Consider the following 15,552-nt stretch of genomic DNA (forward strand, 5'->3'; position numbering starts at 1 on the left):
GGACACCTATTTAATGCAAATTAAGGAGGAGAATTATTCATGGACGCAAAAACAATTATTATTTCAATTATTGCCGCATTACTTGCCTTTGTTATCTGTGGATTTATCTATCAGCGAATGATCAAAAGGGAAGTTCCGGAGCCTATAGGGAAACTACAGGCAATCCTGCCGGTTGTTTTGGGATGTATTTGCGTACCGATTTCCGCCGGTTCCGGGATTGGGTTATTGGCTGTATTAAGAATCATCGGGATAGAGGGTGCAAAAATGCAGGCGCTATCGGCAGCTTTCTTTACAGCATTTTTTATGGCCGGTGGTGTGGAGGAAGTGTTTAAGTTTCTTGCAATCATCATAACGCTGGTTGCTCTGAAAAATAAGGTACGCAATGTTTATGAGTATATCCTCCTGGGAGCAGCGGTTGGATTTGGCTTTACGTTTGTAGAGGACTTTACTTTTGGAGACTCGATTATTGTGTTACTAATCAGAACTCCTTTAGCGTTCACTCATATGACATTGAACATGATAATGGGAGAGTTTATAGGAAGAGCCAGGTACAACAAATTAAAGGGCAAAGGTCCGACGGCGCTGTACTGGGCTTTGGCAATCATCATTCCAACTGCTTTACATACTCTGTATGATGCCGGAACAATTTTTAACTATCCGGTTATGAAGAATGGCGATTTTATTGTAGGTGGCATACTTGGCGGAGTAGCAGTTTTGACAAATATTGTTCTTTTGATCTATGTGCTGGTAAGAGCCAAGAAGAACGCTGAAAAGTTCTCTGCTCTTTCTGTCTTACCTGAAGACGCGCAGTAAAAGAGGAGAATACCAATGCTTAAAAAGTACATTGAATTCATGAAAAGATCTCCACTGATTACTGCTGCGCTCTGCATAGTATATGTTGTCGTATGTTTCAAATCAGTGCCGACCCAGACGCATTTTCAGTTTTTTATCGTAAGAACGATGCTATGTGGAGCAGCGTGTTTTTTCCTGTATCAGATATCGGGAGACAAGACCCTTGCATACAGCTATAATTCAACAAGTTATGTTTTGAAGTATTCTGTTGGATTTCTGATAGTAGCCTTTTCACTTGGCACTATTGTGTTGGTTTCAGATATAAGTGAAAAAAGGCCGCTTTTGCAGAATCCTGTTCTGGAGCTGTTTGTTGTGTTCCTCATGTATATGTCTGTGGGGCTTTTTGAGGAGTTGTCCTTCAGGGCTGTTATCAACGATGCGATCATATATAAATTCAGGAATTGGAAATATGTATTTGTACTTGGGGCAGTTGTTTCCTCGCTTGTCTTTGGAGCAGTACATGTTTTAGGTGGATTTGATCCACTCTCAGCAATGGCTTGGGGACAGGCTATTGGAAAAACTCTTGAAGCAAGCCTTTTCGGACTTGCTCTTCTGATACTGTACTGGAAAACAAGAAATATATGGGCATGCGGACTGGCGCACGGACTAAATGATTTTCTTACTGATTATACCTCAGGATTATTTATTCCCGAAGAGGGTCTTGGTTCCTATGTCCGGACGGGTGAAGATGCAGCTAAATTACTTTTGGTCTATGTCGGACTGATAGTTATCAATCTGGTCTTTGTTCTGATCATATGGAAGAAAGTCGGTAAGACAATTGATTTTGAAAAGATAAGGCGCGAGTGGTAGGAGGCATTGTATGAAATGCAAGCGTTCCGAAGCAGGATGGGGACTATGGGATTTCGCAAGAAATCTCATATGAACGTGACTATTGAGAAGGCTTTATACTCAGATCAGTCTGGAAATGAAAGAATATGATGAAACAGAAAGATAGATCTGTTTTTAGGATGAAATAACAGAGTTGCCACCAGCCGCATACAGTAGCCCTGAGCTTTCTACCGTACGCAGCAGGTAAACAGCAACTCGCCCTAGAAATGCCCAAAACAAGGCATTTAAGAGAGTGAAAAAGTTCTCAAAGAGATAATCTGCGCGAAACAACGAGGCACAAAAAATCGAAAAATTGCGTCCTGGAATGCTTGCATTCACAGGGCGTTATTTTTTTGATTTTTCGCGACGACTGTCGCGACTGAGATGGAGCGAAGCGGAATCGAAGTGGCTCGTTGCTTACCTCATAAACTCAGTGTTTCTGGGGCTTTTTTTATCTATAATTGTATTAAGTGGCGGAATACAACAAAGATAAAAGAAGTGACAGACAGATCCATGACTATCTGGAGTATGTATCCGAAAGTAAAAAGAATGATGTGGCTACGGAGGTAATTCTCCAAGTAGGGGATAAGAATACTTCCATTCATTTAGCGGATGCGCGTGCAGAATACTCAAGCAAACATACCTGCATTGAACACAGCGCAGTCACTTCTTCTGATTCTGCCGATATTCCTTCGGTGTCATTTTGTATTTTGCTTTAAAAACATTCTGAAAGTAGCTCTGAGTTGAGAAGCACAGATATTCGCTTATCTCACTGACAGTCTTATCCGTGTAGGTGAGAAGACTCTTAGCTTCTTCAAGTTTTCGGCGCATGATGTAAGAGCTGATATTAAAACCAAGAGCTCTCTTAAACTTCTTGGACAGTGTAGTTCTGTCCATGTTCAGGTGTTTTGCTATCTCTTTTACTGAGACATTCTGGTTTACATGATTTGCAATGAACTGGATTGCCAGATAGATGTCCTCGGGCATTCCTTTTGGTATCCTGGCTTCCGCCACGCGGCTTGTAAAGTCAATTGCAGCAGTTGCGTTGAGAGCCAGGATTGATGCCTGATCAGACATTTTTTCAGCCTCCTGGATATAGGAGTCAGAGAGCTGATAAGCTGTTTCTATATCAAGGCCGCCGGCTATTGCACGACGGGTTATTATTGCAGTGGACGAAATGAAAATGTTTTTTGCCTGACGCAGCGAATCGTTTGAGGTACGTCCCTCTGTAAATGAGGGCACTTGCTTAATGAACTGCTGAAGACCGTCAAGGTCTCCTCTTTCTATGTAGCCATAATACTGTTGTTCAAAAAAGTAGGTGTCGTGGAACTGAGAATGTTCTTTGTTTTCAATCAGGGCGTGGGAATGATGTTTTCCAACGCTCTGTTTTTTTGTCGTATCAGTAAGACCAAAATACATGAAAGGATCTATTATATTTCCATTTAATTCTTTATTGAGAAGGGTCATTATATTCAGAAACTGCGACATGGTAAAACGTGGAGTCCTGTCGTAAAAATCCCATATCTGATTCTTGCAATCCACAGGCAGGCAGTAGCTTGCTATCAGCGAGTCAATATCTGCTTCAGACAGGGCTGTAGTAGATACAGGCCCTATTATGATATCCAGATCATTTGTATCTCTTTTTATCATTCCCACAAGTAAGAATTCTTTTGTAGAATAATAATACAAAGATCTGTTGCTGGAGATGAGATTGTTCCTGTATGCAATTATAAAATCCTCAGGAAGCTCAGAAGCCGGTATTGAGCAGATACACTTACCATTCTCAAATAAGTGGATCGGCATAAATGTGGAATTATAGATGATCTGCAATGTGTTTATAACGTCTTTAGTATTATTCTTCATATTATTTACCGCACGATTAAATCGCAACATAATTACAATAATATTCACATAACTGCAATAATTATATTGCCTCCAATCTTATAATGTCAACATAAGAGCTACTTAAGTTAAACGGAGGGAAAAACTATGTCAAAGAAACCATTAGGGTTAGACAAATATGGTGTACAGAAAGTTATGCGTACCGGTGATTATTTTGCGGATAGTCTGGGACAGTTTTCACTTAACATTATTTCCGGACTTGTTGGCCAGCTTACTTACTTCTACACAGATAAAGTGGGAATTGCTGCCGGCGCTATAGCTACAATGCTTCTTATATGTAAGATGATCGATGCTTTCACAGATATTTTTATGGGGCACATTGTTGATCATACAGCTCCCGGAAAAGAGAAGTACAGACCATGGATACTGAGGATGGCTATACCTGCAGCGATTGTTATTATTTCTCTTTTCACTGTTCCAAAGGGCTGGGGAGAGACAATGCAGCTTGGATATCTGCTTATAACTAATGTTTTGCTGTCAGCAGTTATTTATACAGCCATATGCATACCGTATTCTTCGATACTTGTTGTCAGAACCAACAGCCAGGAAGAGCGTGGAAATATGGGAATCTGGAGAGCTGCATCCGGATATGTATCAGGTATGATAATTGCAGTAGCTGTCATTCCTATTACCAATGCCCTTGGCGGTAATCAGAGTGCATGGATCAAGATGGGAGCTATCTTCGGACTGTTTATTGCACTTGCTCTGTTCATCTGTTACCTGAAGGCAAAAGAAACAGCGATCGGTGAGGGAGTTCAGGCTGAAGATATACATGATGATGAGACTCCGGTACCTTTCGGAGAAGCACTGAAATCTCTTTTTGGAAACAAGTACTGGGTAATGATTCTGATCATGAATTTCTGCGCTAATATCTCTTATGGTATTAGCGGAGCATCAGGGACATATTACTGCAAGTGGATATACGGTGACGATAACCTGGTTGCTATTCAGGGCGCAATCGGCATGATACCTACTATCCTTGGTTTTGTAGCTGTTGGTCCGATGTCTAAAAAACTCGGAGTTACAAAGACACTCAGAGTTTCATTCCTGATCGGAGCAATAGGCACAGCATTAAGACTCTTTAACCCAACTCATTTTGTTTATAACACCACTCTTTCATGCTTTGGAACTTTCGCAAACATTCCAATGATGTGCCTTATGGGAGTTATGTCCGCCATGGCGATAGATTATAATGAATATAAGTATGGCAGAAGAATGGTCGCTACAGCTCAGAGTGCATGCAGTTTTGGTAATAAAGTCGGCTCAGGTATCGGAGCTTCAATAATTGGATGGTGCCTTGGACTTGCAGCTTATGACGGGCTTGCAACTACTGTATCACCTGCTGTTATTCAGGCAATATATACATTCAGCATCTATATTCCTCTTATTCTGTTTATCATATTGTTTGCTTTTGCCATGCGGTTTGACCTGGAAAAAAGACTTCCGGAAATCCAGAAAGAGATAGCAAAGAGAAAGTAATAAAGTCAAAAGAAGGGAGCAGCTTCTGTTCCCTTTATTTACAAGGAGACCAATATGGAGAGGAAAGATACAGACAAATTATCATTTGTTCTTAGCAATGCAGCAGAGTGCACAGTTCTTCTTAAAAAGAGCGGACAGTTCCCTTTAGATAAACCCGGTAAGATTGCTGCTTACGGAGCCGGACTTCGCTATACGATAAAGGGCGGTACAGGTTCGGGGGAGGTTAATTCAAAAGAAACTTTCACAATAGAGCAGGGACTTGAACGGGCAGGATTCATTATCGCTTCAAAGAGCTGGCTTGATGCCTATGATGAGGTAAGAAGGAAAGCCAAAAAGCAGTTTATTAAGGATATTAAGACGCAGGCAAAGGCAAAGCATGAGAACGCAATCATGTATTCCATGGGAAAGACCATGAAAGAGCCTGACCACAATCTTGAGATCACAAAGGTATGCGATACAGCCATATATGTTGTCAGCAGAAATTCAGGAGAGGGAAGTGACAGAGAGGTTTTAGAAGGCGATGTTAAGCTGTCAAAGTCTGAGATCCGTGACATCCTTCTTCTGAATAAAATGTATGACAGGTTCATGCTTGTTTTAAATGTCGGAGGTGTAGTAGATCTTTCACCTGTGATGGAGGTAAAAGATATTCTTCTTTTATCCCAGCTTGGAACTGATTGCGGGGCAGTACTTGCGGATATTCTTCTGGGAAAACAGAATCCTTCAGGGAAGCTCTCAACCACCTGGGCGGAGATTAAAGAATATTCAGAGGAAGGAACCTTTGGCGACTGGAACGATAACCGCTACAAAGAGGGTATTTATGTAGGTTATCGCTACTTTGATACCTTTAAGAAGACAGCTCTGTTCCCCTTTGGATTTGGACTGTCTTATACAACATTTGAGACTAAGGTATCAGATGTAAAGGCTAATAAGGATACCTTAACATGCGAGGTGCTTGTTAAGAATACAGGAAGCTGTTCAGGAAAAGAGGTTGTGCAGGTCTATCTCTCAGTCCCTGAAGATAAGCTGGATCAGCCATACCAGCAGTTGGTTTGCTATGCCAAGACGCCTCTTCTTGAAAGAAACGCAGAATGCAGGTTGGAGATGTCTTTCAGGCTTTCAGATTTTGCTTCCTATGACGAGGAATCTGAAAGTTATGTTCTTGAGAAGGGCAGATATGTAATCCGTGTAGGCAACAGCTCGGTGGATACAAAAATTGCTGCAGCTGCTATTTTGGAAGAAACAGTTACAACTTTAAAGACCAGAAACTGTCTCGGAAAACCTGACTTTACAGACATAAAGTCTGAGCATTCAGAGCCTTTGCCAATTCCTGAAGGTATTGTAACCTTCACACTTACTGCAGATGACTTTGAGAAAAGAGAAGTCTTTTTTGACAACGAGGTTTCAATAGATTCCAGGATAAAGAACCTGACTGATGAAGAGCTTTCTTACATGCAGATCGGAAACTTTGATCCCAATGCAAAAGGGCTCAGCATTATCGGTAATGCCGCGACACATCTTGCAGGCGCTGCGGGAGAAACAACTTCACAGCTTGTAAATAAAGGTATCAGACCTCTTATCATGGCTGATGGCCCTGCGGGAATCAGGATTTCACTAAAGTATTACGAAGAGGGCGAAAATCAGTATGATGCTGGAAATAAAGGTATGATGCCGGAGAGCATGCTTGAGATGATGGGACCCGTAACTGCTTTTATAGCTAAACTGATCGTTGGCGGAAAGAAGATTCCAAGGAATGCTGTGATCAAAGAGCATTCGGCAACCATGATTCCTATCGGCACAGCTATCGCTCAGAGCTTTAATACAGAACTGGCAGAAGCACTTGGAGATATTGTGGGAGAAGAGATGGAAAAGTTTGGAGTACATCTCTGGCTTGCCCCTGCTCTTAATATCCATAGAAGCATTCTCTGCGGAAGAAACTTTGAATACTATTCAGAAGATCCGCTTGTGTCGGGTGAAGTGGCAGCTGCTATCACCAGAGGCGTGCAAAAGCACAAGGGATGCGGCACTACAATAAAGCATTACGCTGCCAATAATGCAGAGACTAACCGCTACTGCAATAACTCTCAGGTAAGTGAAAGAGCTATGAGAGAGATATACCTTCGGGGCTTTGATATCTGCATCAGGAAGTCCCAGCCTAAGGCAGTCATGACCAGCTACAACTTGCTAAATGGCATACATACTTCCGAGCACAGAGGACTTATTGAGGATGTTCTTAGGGGTGAATTCGGCTTTAAGGGAATAGTGATGACAGACTGGGTAATGACAATTATGACCAGCTCTAAGTCGAAATACCGCAATGCTCTTTCAGATGAAGTTGCAAAGGCAGGCGGAGAACTGTTCATGCCGGGAACAAAAAAGGACTATGAGAGAGTCCTTAAGGCACTTAAGGATGGAACACTTTCAAGGAAACAGCTTGAGATCAACGCAAGTAGGCTGATCAGAACTATCGATGAATTTTATGCAGATTGAAGGTAAGCTATGAAAGCAATCAGGCTAAAGACAGAGTACTTAACAAATCCTATCGGAATAGATTACACAAGGCCAAGGCTCAGCTGGGTCTGCGAAGGAGGCAAAAAGCAGACAGCATACAGGGTCATAGCAAAAGATGATGATGGAAATGCCATCTGGGACTCGGGAAAAACAGCTTCCTCCAAGATGCATCTTATCCCCTGGGGCGGAAAAGCCTTAAAGAGCAGACAGAGAGTAATCTGGAGCGTTGAGCTTTGGGATGAAAATGGCAATAAGGGAGAAGCAAGCGATGAAGCTACTTTTGAGCTGGGGCTTATAGATGAAAGCGACTGGAAGGCTTCATGGATAACGGGTAACTACTCTGTAAAAAGAAAAATGAGATACCCTGTAGACTGCTTCAGAACAAGCTTTACGGTTGGAGCGGATAAAGAGGTTATTAAGGCAAGAGCCTACATGTCTGCCTGCGGCCTTTACGAAGGAAAGCTGAACGGAAAAAAGATTGGAAGCTTCTGCCTTGCACCGGGACACACAGATTACAGAAAAAGAGTTCAGTATCAGACAGTAGATATCACCGACCAGGTAAAAGAGGGGAACAATGACCTTTTCTTTATGCTGGCAGACGGATGGTACAGAGGGTCTGTGGGAGCCTGGGGAATAAAGAACTTTTATGGAAATGAGACCAAACTCCTGGTTCAGATAGAGGTGTATTTTTCTGATGGCAGCAAAAAGGTCATCTGCTCAGGTGAAAACTTCGAATGGACTAATGACGGGCCAATAAGATTTGCTGACAACAAGGATGGCGAAATCTATGATGCGTCAAAAGAAGATTTCAGGAAAGCAGTCTGGGGAAAGACAAAGATAACAAAGCATAACGTGATACCTACTGCATCAGATAATTTTGCGCTTACAGAACATGAGAGGTTTACAAATCCAAAACTGATCATTACACCAAGCGGCAAAAAGGTCTTTGACTTTGGGCAGAATATAGCAGGATATATCGAGTTTAAAGTAAATGCTAAATCCGGGCAGAGAATCTTTATGAGATTCGGAGAAAAGCTTGATGAGAACGGGGAATTTACTCAGACAAATATCCAGTGCGTTAAGAAGGACTTTGTAACTCCGCTTCAGCAGATAGAGTATTTCTGCAAGGACAAAGATAACTACTATAAGACCAGATTTGCGATTTTCGGATTCCAATATGTCCTTGTTGAAAGTGATGTGGAGATACGTCCACAGGATATTACAGCCATTGCTGTCTATTCTGATTTTGAAACCACTTTTTCTTTTGACAGCTCAAATGAACTTCTTAATAAGTTCGTCGAGAATACACTTTGGTCCCTTAAGAACAATTCTGCCGATCTTCCTACAGACTGTCCCACAAGAGAGCGCCATGGATGGTCAGGAGATGCGCAGATTTTTGTGAATACTGCAAGCTATATGGTGAACTATGCACCCTTTGCTGACAAGTATGAAAATGATCTTTGTGACCTTCAGCGAAAGAATGGTGCATTTACACAGATAGCACCGGAGGGCGGAACTGACTTTTACATGAAATCCATGGATGGTTCTGTAGGCTGGGCTGATGCAGGCATAATGATCCCTTACAGACTGTGGAAGAAATATGGTGATATTTCTTTTATAGAAAAGTACTATGACAACATGCAAAAGTATGCAAGGTTTGCCATAGGGCGTCTGGGTAAACGCTCAGCTCTTATGTCTGAGAATGTTAAGATATCAAAGGAAAACCGCAGATATCTCTACAATGTCGGGCAGCATTACGGTGAATGGGCCGAACCTGAAGATGTTCACAAGATGTCTTTTAAAGACTTTTCAAAATCCAAGCCTGAAGAAGCTACAGCATACACAAGTTATGTTTTAGGGCTTATGAGCGAGATTGCCGTAGCTCTTGGAAAAGATCAGGATGCAAAGGAATACCAGGAGTATTCTGAAGGCTGCAAAAGGGCTTATCAGGAGCTTGTAGAGAACGAAGATTTTTCTCTTGATACAAACAGACAGGCGCGCCTTGTTCGTCCGCTGTACTTTGACCTTTTGAATGATACTCAAAAAGAGTATGCCAGAAAAAGGCTCATAAAAGCTCTTGATGAATATGGCTGGAGAGTCGGAACAGGCTTTTTATCAACGCCTCTTATTCTGTATGTTCTTCAGCAGATTGATGTCAGCTATGCATATAAGCTGCTTGAGAATGAAGAACTTCCCGGATGGCTCTATATGCCGAAAATCGGTGCTACTACTATCTGGGAAGACTGGAACGGACCTACTTCCGACAACGGACTGGGTGGCGGAATTGCGTCCCTTAACCATTATTCAAAGGGAGCTGTATGCGAGTGGATATTCTCTGAGATGTGTGGCATTAAGGTGGATGGAGAAAATCACTTTAGTATAGCACCAAAGCCCGGAGGACATTTTACAAGGGCATCATTTAGTTATGACAGTATATATGGAACTGTGTCATGCACATGGAGTCTTCAGGAAGATGGCAAGTACAAGTATGACATTGTAGTTCCGCCAAATACTACTGCAGACATTAGAATTGATCGCGGTTATTAAAGTTGCCACCAGCCGCATACAGTAGCCCTGAGCTTTCTACCGTACGCAGCAGGTAAACAGCAACTCGCCTTACAAATGCCCGAGACAAGGCACTTAAGGCAGTGAAAAAGTTCTCAAAGAGATAATCATCTGCTGTTGCAGATTTCAAAAGACTCGGTACAATGTACCGGGTCTTTTTGTATGCCGGAAGTGGACCTGGGGGACGGGGTCAATGTCACTTTTGTGCTAAAAGATTAAGGGTAAGGCTTGCCTATTTTGATATGACTTTACTAAAATGTAAGAAAGCACTATGGAATAATAATTCTGAATTAACCGATGAGAGAAGATAGATTATGGACAAATCATGGTCAGAAAACAATAAAGAAATACAGAAATTGCTGACGAAGGAAGCAACCTTTAAAGATGCTATTCAGAAGCTTTTGGCTTTTCGCGAGGAAATGTTTGAGCAGATTACTCAGATTGTTAGTGGATACCCGGATGAGGCCTTTGCCAAAATGCCTTTTGTGGGTGCAGATGGATATCACAGTAAAACCCTTGCCTATTCTATCTGGCATATTTTCAGGATTGAAGATATAGTTGCCCATGAGATGATAGCAGGGGATAGTCAAATCCTTTTTACACATGACTTTCATAATCGCATTTGCGCACCTATTATTACTACAGGTAATGAACTTCAGGGAAACGAGATTGCAGAGTTTTCAGATAAACTGAATATTAAAGAACTATACCTGTATGTAAAAGCTGTAAAGGAATCTACGGATCAGATTCTTAGAGATCTGACATACAAGGATTTAAAGCAAAAATTCGGCGACGATGTAAAGGAAAAACTTATCCGCAGTAAATGCGTCAGCGAGAATGAGAATGCCTTTTGGCTGATTGATTACTGGTGCGGAAAGGATATAAAAGGACTGATTCAGATGCCATTTAGCCGTCACTGGATTATGCATATCGAAGCCATGCGCCGCATCAAGAATAAACTTTGCAAGATAGCACGAAAGGGTGTTGATCCTGTTGCTTATTGTGGCTTTTCCTGTAATCACTGTTTCCTTTCAGAGTGGTGCGGATCCTGCAGAACGAAGTACAATGTCTGCTCTTTTGCTACCTGTGCGGAGGACAGAATATGTCCGAATGTGAAATGCTGTAAGGAAAAAGATTTGGACGGATGTTATGAGTGTGATGAGCTCGAAAATTGCAATAAAGGATTCTATATTCCATCAAATGACGGAGCAAATGCAGCAAAGGCTCAGGCATTATATATAAGGAAATACGGAAAGAAGGCGTTCCTCAAGGTTCATGACAGACTACATGAGAAATATGACTTCCAAAAGACACAGGAAGTTTTAGGACAGGATTATAAGGAAGGACTGAGAATTCTGGAGGAAAGCTATATGGAATAAGGAATGTGGAAAAGGAGTTAAGATAATTAACGTTCAGGATAAATGAGGTAGGTCACATAGATAAAACTCAAAAATAGATTATGGAGAAAAAACAGAATGATAGAGCTGGTTGATAATATCCTAACCACTGAAGACTTTGTAAGACTAAGAACTGCTACAAGTTTTGCGGATATTCCTTTAGAACATGCAAGAAAGGCACTGCAAAACGGACTTATAAATGTTTCGGTCATGAAAGATGGTGAACTTATAGGAATGTGAAGACTTGTTGGTGATGGAGCAATGTATTGGTATCTTCAGGAAATAGTAGTTCTTCCGGAGTATCAGCGACATGGCATAGGAACCATGATTGTTAATCATCTTGTTGACTATGCTGTAAAGAATTCATCAACGGGCAAGTTTACTACCATCGGTGGAGTCTCCGCCAATGGTAAAGAGGACTTTTACAAGAAACTTGGCTTCGAAGTGATTCCTAATGGCATTAGGAAAATGATTGAGATTTAAGGCGGATACAGAAACGTGATAAGAAAAGCAGAAGAAAAAGATATATCAAGAATCGCTGAGATTCTGGTGTTTACAAAAAGAATGAAGTACAGAGCAATATTTCACAATGATGATTACTCTTTTAACGAGTTGCAGGTAGTAAAGGTCGCCAATGAATTCAAGGATCCTGAACTTCTCAATAAAGTTTGGGTATATGATGATGGCATAGTAAAGGGAATGATGCATCTGGAGGGAAAAGAAATTTCGGAATTATATGTAGATTACTTCTTTTGGAAACAGGGCATAGGAGCCCAATTGTTAGAGTTCGCAAAAGAAAAATATGATAGCAGATTCCTATGGACGCTGGAGAAGAACAAAGAAGCCATTCATTTTTACGAGACACATGGTTTTAATCTCAACGGAAAAAGACAATTAGAAGAAGGCACACCTGAATATATCGTGATGCTAGAGCGAGACTGGAACTAGGATTATTTTTGAAAGAAATAACAGAGTTGCCAGGTGCGAGTAATACTTGGGACCTAGCTGAGCGTTGAGCTTGGCTATTTTATTAAAGGTGATGCACAGCCATACAAATGAGCGAGTTAAATAGTGGATGCGCTGTGGAATCTTGAGATGCCCATGGCTAAGGGAGTTCAAGTGTGGACTCCCTTTTTGATTACATATAAAAGCACGCATTGCGAGTGATGGAAAGGCATGATATAATTCACCTTGACGCATTGCGTGGAGGTGCAATTATGGATATAGCGGAGAGAATTAAACAACTAAGGGAGAGCACAGGAGAAACAAGAAAAGAGTTTTCATTTCACACAGGTATTCCGGTTCGCACTTTAGAGGATTGGGAAGCGGGACGTAGAACTCCTCCGGAGTATATTCCGAGGCTGATTGCTTATCAGATTGAATATGAGAAGGTGATGAAAAGTAGAGGACAAGATGATGAACAAAAATGAAATAGTATTGTTTGAATCTAAAGATAAGAAAGTGGCATTATCGGTTCCGATGGATGGTAATACAGTTTGGCTAAATCAAGCGCAGATGACAGAATTGTTTGAAGTTGATAGAACCGTAATAACAAGACATGTTAATAATACATTCAAAGAAAAAGAACTCTTGAAGGAAAGCAATGTGCAAAAAATGCACATTGCAAATTCAGATAAGCCTGTCCAGTTTTACAGCCTCGATGTAATTATTTCTGTTGGGTATCGCGTGAAGTCTCAACGAGGAACAGAGTTTAGACAGTGGGCAAATAGCGTATTGAAGCAGTATATACTAAAAGGGTATGCAATCAATGAGCGAAGGCTGGAGGCACTTCAAAAAACTGTGGAAATACAAACAAAGATGATAGCAGGGACGCTTGATATTGAACAACAGGATGTGCTAAAGGCAGTTAATCTGTACACGCAGGCGCTTGTGCTTTTGGATCAGTATGATCACCAGTCTCTTGAGAATCCAGATGAAAAAGATATTATGACAGCTATGGTAATGAATTTATTGAGAATATAACGACTCTGAAGAATTTGACTTAAAGTTGCCACCAGCCGCATATAGTAGCCCTGAGCTTTCTACCGTACGCAGAAGGTAAACAGCAACTCGTCCTAGAAATGCCACAAACACAGCACTTAGGACATTGAAAAAGTTCTCAAAGAGATAATTATATAAAATTGATTTTTCGTAACCCCAGATTTTATCTGGGGTTTCTTTTTGTGCATTTTTCAGAAAAGCCATTTTATGACTTTTAATAGTCACAAAGTAGTCATATGGTAGGCATACAATTACACTGTGATAAGAAAATTGAAAATGTAGAAATAATGCGGGTTGGCATTATTTACGATTATTTTGTGTTCAATTATAATTATATTTGTGTTTGTATTGATGTTTTTTAACGAATTAAGAGGGAATGAAATGAGTATTGTTTTTGTGGCACTTGGTGGCGCACTAGGAGCGGGAGCAAGATATACAATAAGTCTTATACCGGTAAAAACACAGTTTCCGATACTGACGTTAGCAACCAATATACTTGGTGCGATTCTGATAGGTTTTGTTGTGGGAATAACAGATAAAAAATCAGATGTTTCGCCTAATACGGTTCTCTTTTGGAAGACGGGTGTATGCGGTGGATTCACAACATTTTCAACGTTTTCACTTGAGGCATATGAGTTGCTTGAAAACAAAGCATATGCCATTGGAGGAGCATATGTAGCGTTAAGCGTTTGCTGCTGTATTTTCGGTATCTTATTAGGAAAAAAACTGGCGACAATAATTGGATAATCGTAATTTATTTCGCAATTTACCGATACAAGGAACACAGCATTGGTATTCATGTATGAAATAGAAAGGTTGGAGGAAATATGGGATTCATATCGTTTAACGAGAACTATTACCGCAAAAAGTTGGAGAAGTATGAGCGAGATCAGCTTTCCGACGCGGATATTTACGAAGCAAAGCAACTGTTGAAGGTGCTTGATGATTTAGCAGATGAAGGATACACAAATCTGAATGATTGTATGGAAGAAGATTTCTCATGCCTGACAAGATTGAGGGAGGTCCTCCATAAAAACGGGGTAGCGCCTTTTCAGATTGATTACGAAAGGTTAGCGGATACTGTTTACAGCAAGGAGGAGTATGAATTTGAAGAGGACTCTGTAAAGAATACTTCTAAGATTGAATATAAGGGGGCATGAATTGTGTTCAATGACTACTATAAAAAGCTACTAAATCAGCTGTCACTTGACTATAATTGTACACCGGAAGATTTACAGGCTAAGGAAAATATTATTACAACTTCAAAACTAAATGAGGGAAGGAGAAGTTACAGCCCGGGTAAGCCATTTTTGCAGATGGTAACTCTTGGTGGGAATACCGTCATCATGGCTGATGAATGTCTTCACGAATTTCTTCAACAGTTTGTAAAAAATAAGGAAGGTCACTGGCTTTTTGAATTACATAATCTTATAGAGTTAAATGACGAGCTGAAAAAATACGGCTATAAAATGAATCCTACTCATCACATGTTTCTGCCGTCAAGAAAAGTGGTTCCTGATGGTGAGTTTCAGGTAAAGTGGCTATACGATAGTGAAATAGCCTGTTTCTATGGAGATAAGCGCTTTCCAAACGCTATAGCATATCCGGCTCCTTGTCCTGCAAGGCCTGATAAGATTGTATGTATTGCAGTAAAAGATGATACCATTATGGGCATGGCAGGCTGTTCCGAGGATGCACCGCACTGGCAGCAGATTGGAATAGATGTTCTTCCGCAGTATCGCTCAAAAGGCATAGGCTCTTATCTTGTAAATTTGCTTACAAATAAGATCATCGAGATGGGGGATGTGCCATTTTACGGTACCGCTGCTTCGAATATACAATCCCAAAACATAGCATTAAATTGCGGTTTCAAGCCAGCCTGGACTGAGACGGAAGCTGAGAAAACAGAAGATAAAAAATCAGAAGATGAAAAATAGAAAGTATAGGCCAATTTTTCATAATGAGGATTATTCCTTCGGTGATTTGCAGGTAATAAAAGTGGCTGAAGAATAATCAAAAA

Annotated in this window: 15 protein-coding genes; 14 read left to right on the top strand and 1 reads right to left on the bottom strand. The window is 40.9% G+C overall.

Annotation, left to right across the window (positions count from 1 at the left end):
* The first annotated feature begins 39 nt into the window (after positions 1-39).
* Complete coding sequence (locus ACHCNF_RS13680) at positions 40-813, top strand: PrsW family glutamic-type intramembrane protease (RefSeq protein ID WP_408070305.1); 774 nt, start codon at positions 40-42, stop codon at positions 811-813.
* Positions 814-828: 15 nt separating this feature from the next.
* Positions 829-1,662 carry a CPBP family intramembrane glutamic endopeptidase gene (locus ACHCNF_RS13685; protein ID WP_408070306.1) on the top strand — a complete coding sequence of 278 codons (834 nt, stop codon included), beginning with the start codon at positions 829-831 and terminating at the stop codon, positions 1,660-1,662.
* 681 nt (positions 1,663-2,343) lie between these two features.
* On the opposite strand, the gene ACHCNF_RS13690 is transcribed toward ACHCNF_RS13685, so the two are convergent.
* Positions 2,344-3,543 carry a helix-turn-helix domain-containing protein gene (locus ACHCNF_RS13690; protein WP_408070307.1) on the bottom strand — a complete coding sequence of 400 codons (1,200 nt, stop codon included), beginning with the start codon at positions 3,541-3,543 and terminating at the stop codon, positions 2,344-2,346.
* Positions 3,544-3,669: 126 nt separating this feature from the next.
* On the opposite strand from ACHCNF_RS13690, the gene ACHCNF_RS13695 reads away from it, so the two are divergent.
* The 12 genes from ACHCNF_RS13695 (at position 3,670) to ACHCNF_RS13750 (ending at position 15,469) form a co-directional block, all read left to right on the top strand.
* Positions 3,670-5,061, top strand: coding sequence for an MFS transporter (locus tag ACHCNF_RS13695; RefSeq protein WP_408070308.1), 1,392 nt, complete (start codon positions 3,670-3,672; stop codon positions 5,059-5,061).
* A gap of 54 nt (positions 5,062-5,115) precedes the next feature.
* Positions 5,116-7,548 (top strand): glycoside hydrolase family 3 protein, encoded by a 2,433-nt coding sequence (locus ACHCNF_RS13700; protein ID WP_408070309.1) that lies wholly within the window; start codon positions 5,116-5,118, stop codon positions 7,546-7,548.
* A 9-nt stretch (positions 7,549-7,557) separates the two neighbouring features.
* Positions 7,558-10,116, top strand: coding sequence for a family 78 glycoside hydrolase catalytic domain (locus ACHCNF_RS13705; RefSeq protein ID WP_408070310.1), 2,559 nt, complete (start codon positions 7,558-7,560; stop codon positions 10,114-10,116).
* Between the two features lie 332 nt (positions 10,117-10,448).
* Positions 10,449-11,513: a DUF3795 domain-containing protein gene (locus ACHCNF_RS13710; protein WP_408070311.1), complete on the top strand. Its 1,065-nt coding sequence runs from the start codon at positions 10,449-10,451 to the stop codon at positions 11,511-11,513.
* A 96-nt stretch (positions 11,514-11,609) separates the two neighbouring features.
* Positions 11,610-11,771: a hypothetical protein gene (locus ACHCNF_RS13715; RefSeq protein WP_408070312.1), complete on the top strand. Its 162-nt coding sequence runs from the start codon at positions 11,610-11,612 to the stop codon at positions 11,769-11,771.
* 21 nt (positions 11,772-11,792) lie between these two features.
* Complete coding sequence (locus tag ACHCNF_RS13720; protein ID WP_408070313.1) at positions 11,793-12,014, top strand: GNAT family N-acetyltransferase; 222 nt, start codon at positions 11,793-11,795, stop codon at positions 12,012-12,014.
* Positions 12,015-12,029: 15 nt separating this feature from the next.
* Complete coding sequence (locus ACHCNF_RS13725) at positions 12,030-12,479, top strand: GNAT family N-acetyltransferase (protein WP_408070314.1); 450 nt, start codon at positions 12,030-12,032, stop codon at positions 12,477-12,479.
* Positions 12,480-12,748: 269 nt separating this feature from the next.
* The gene (locus ACHCNF_RS13730; protein ID WP_074891152.1) at positions 12,749-12,961 is read left to right on the top strand and encodes a helix-turn-helix domain-containing protein; all 213 of its coding nucleotides are present in this window, start codon (positions 12,749-12,751) and stop codon (positions 12,959-12,961) included.
* Positions 12,945-13,514: a virulence RhuM family protein gene (locus tag ACHCNF_RS13735; protein WP_408070315.1), complete on the top strand. Its 570-nt coding sequence runs from the start codon at positions 12,945-12,947 to the stop codon at positions 13,512-13,514. The genes ACHCNF_RS13730 and ACHCNF_RS13735 overlap by 17 nt, the downstream gene beginning before the upstream one ends.
* 399 nt (positions 13,515-13,913) lie before the next feature.
* The gene (gene crcB, locus ACHCNF_RS13740; protein ID WP_408070316.1) at positions 13,914-14,279 is read left to right on the top strand and encodes a fluoride efflux transporter CrcB; all 366 of its coding nucleotides are present in this window, start codon (positions 13,914-13,916) and stop codon (positions 14,277-14,279) included.
* A gap of 80 nt (positions 14,280-14,359) precedes the next feature.
* Entirely contained in the window at positions 14,360-14,692 is a 333-nt protein-coding gene (locus ACHCNF_RS13745; protein WP_408070317.1) for a hypothetical protein, read from the top strand.
* Between the two features lie 3 nt (positions 14,693-14,695).
* Positions 14,696-15,469 (top strand): GNAT family N-acetyltransferase, encoded by a 774-nt coding sequence (locus ACHCNF_RS13750; RefSeq protein WP_408070318.1) that lies wholly within the window; start codon positions 14,696-14,698, stop codon positions 15,467-15,469.
* Positions 15,470-15,552: the final 83 nt, after the last annotated feature.

Origin of the sequence: Butyrivibrio sp. NATIVEDY162 (assembly GCF_045999815.1) — a bacterium.
In the GTDB taxonomy this organism is placed as follows: domain Bacteria; phylum Bacillota; class Clostridia; order Lachnospirales; family Lachnospiraceae; genus Butyrivibrio.

Bases quoted from the DNA above. Each gene is read 5' to 3' on its own strand.
- ACHCNF_RS13685 (WP_408070306.1), top strand. From the start codon at position 829: ATGCTTAAAAAGTACATTGAATTCATGAAAAGATCTCCACTGATTACT.
- ACHCNF_RS13715 (WP_408070312.1), top strand. From the start codon at position 11,610: ATGATAGAGCTGGTTGATAATATCCTAACCACTGAAGACTTTGTAAGA.
- ACHCNF_RS13720 (WP_408070313.1), top strand. From the start codon at position 11,793: ATGTATTGGTATCTTCAGGAAATAGTAGTTCTTCCGGAGTATCAGCGA.
- ACHCNF_RS13700 (WP_408070309.1), top strand. From the start codon at position 5,116: ATGGAGAGGAAAGATACAGACAAATTATCATTTGTTCTTAGCAATGCA.
- ACHCNF_RS13710 (WP_408070311.1), top strand. From the start codon at position 10,449: ATGGACAAATCATGGTCAGAAAACAATAAAGAAATACAGAAATTGCTG.
- ACHCNF_RS13745 (WP_408070317.1), top strand. From the start codon at position 14,360: ATGGGATTCATATCGTTTAACGAGAACTATTACCGCAAAAAGTTGGAG.
- ACHCNF_RS13730 (WP_074891152.1), top strand. From the start codon at position 12,749: ATGGATATAGCGGAGAGAATTAAACAACTAAGGGAGAGCACAGGAGAA.
- ACHCNF_RS13690 (WP_408070307.1), bottom strand. From the start codon at position 3,543: ATGAAGAATAATACTAAAGACGTTATAAACACATTGCAGATCATCTAT.
- ACHCNF_RS13705 (WP_408070310.1), top strand. From the start codon at position 7,558: ATGAAAGCAATCAGGCTAAAGACAGAGTACTTAACAAATCCTATCGGA.
- ACHCNF_RS13735 (WP_408070315.1), top strand. From the start codon at position 12,945: ATGATGAACAAAAATGAAATAGTATTGTTTGAATCTAAAGATAAGAAA.
- crcB (WP_408070316.1), top strand. From the start codon at position 13,914: ATGAGTATTGTTTTTGTGGCACTTGGTGGCGCACTAGGAGCGGGAGCA.
- ACHCNF_RS13695 (WP_408070308.1), top strand. From the start codon at position 3,670: ATGTCAAAGAAACCATTAGGGTTAGACAAATATGGTGTACAGAAAGTT.
- ACHCNF_RS13680 (WP_408070305.1), top strand. From the start codon at position 40: ATGGACGCAAAAACAATTATTATTTCAATTATTGCCGCATTACTTGCC.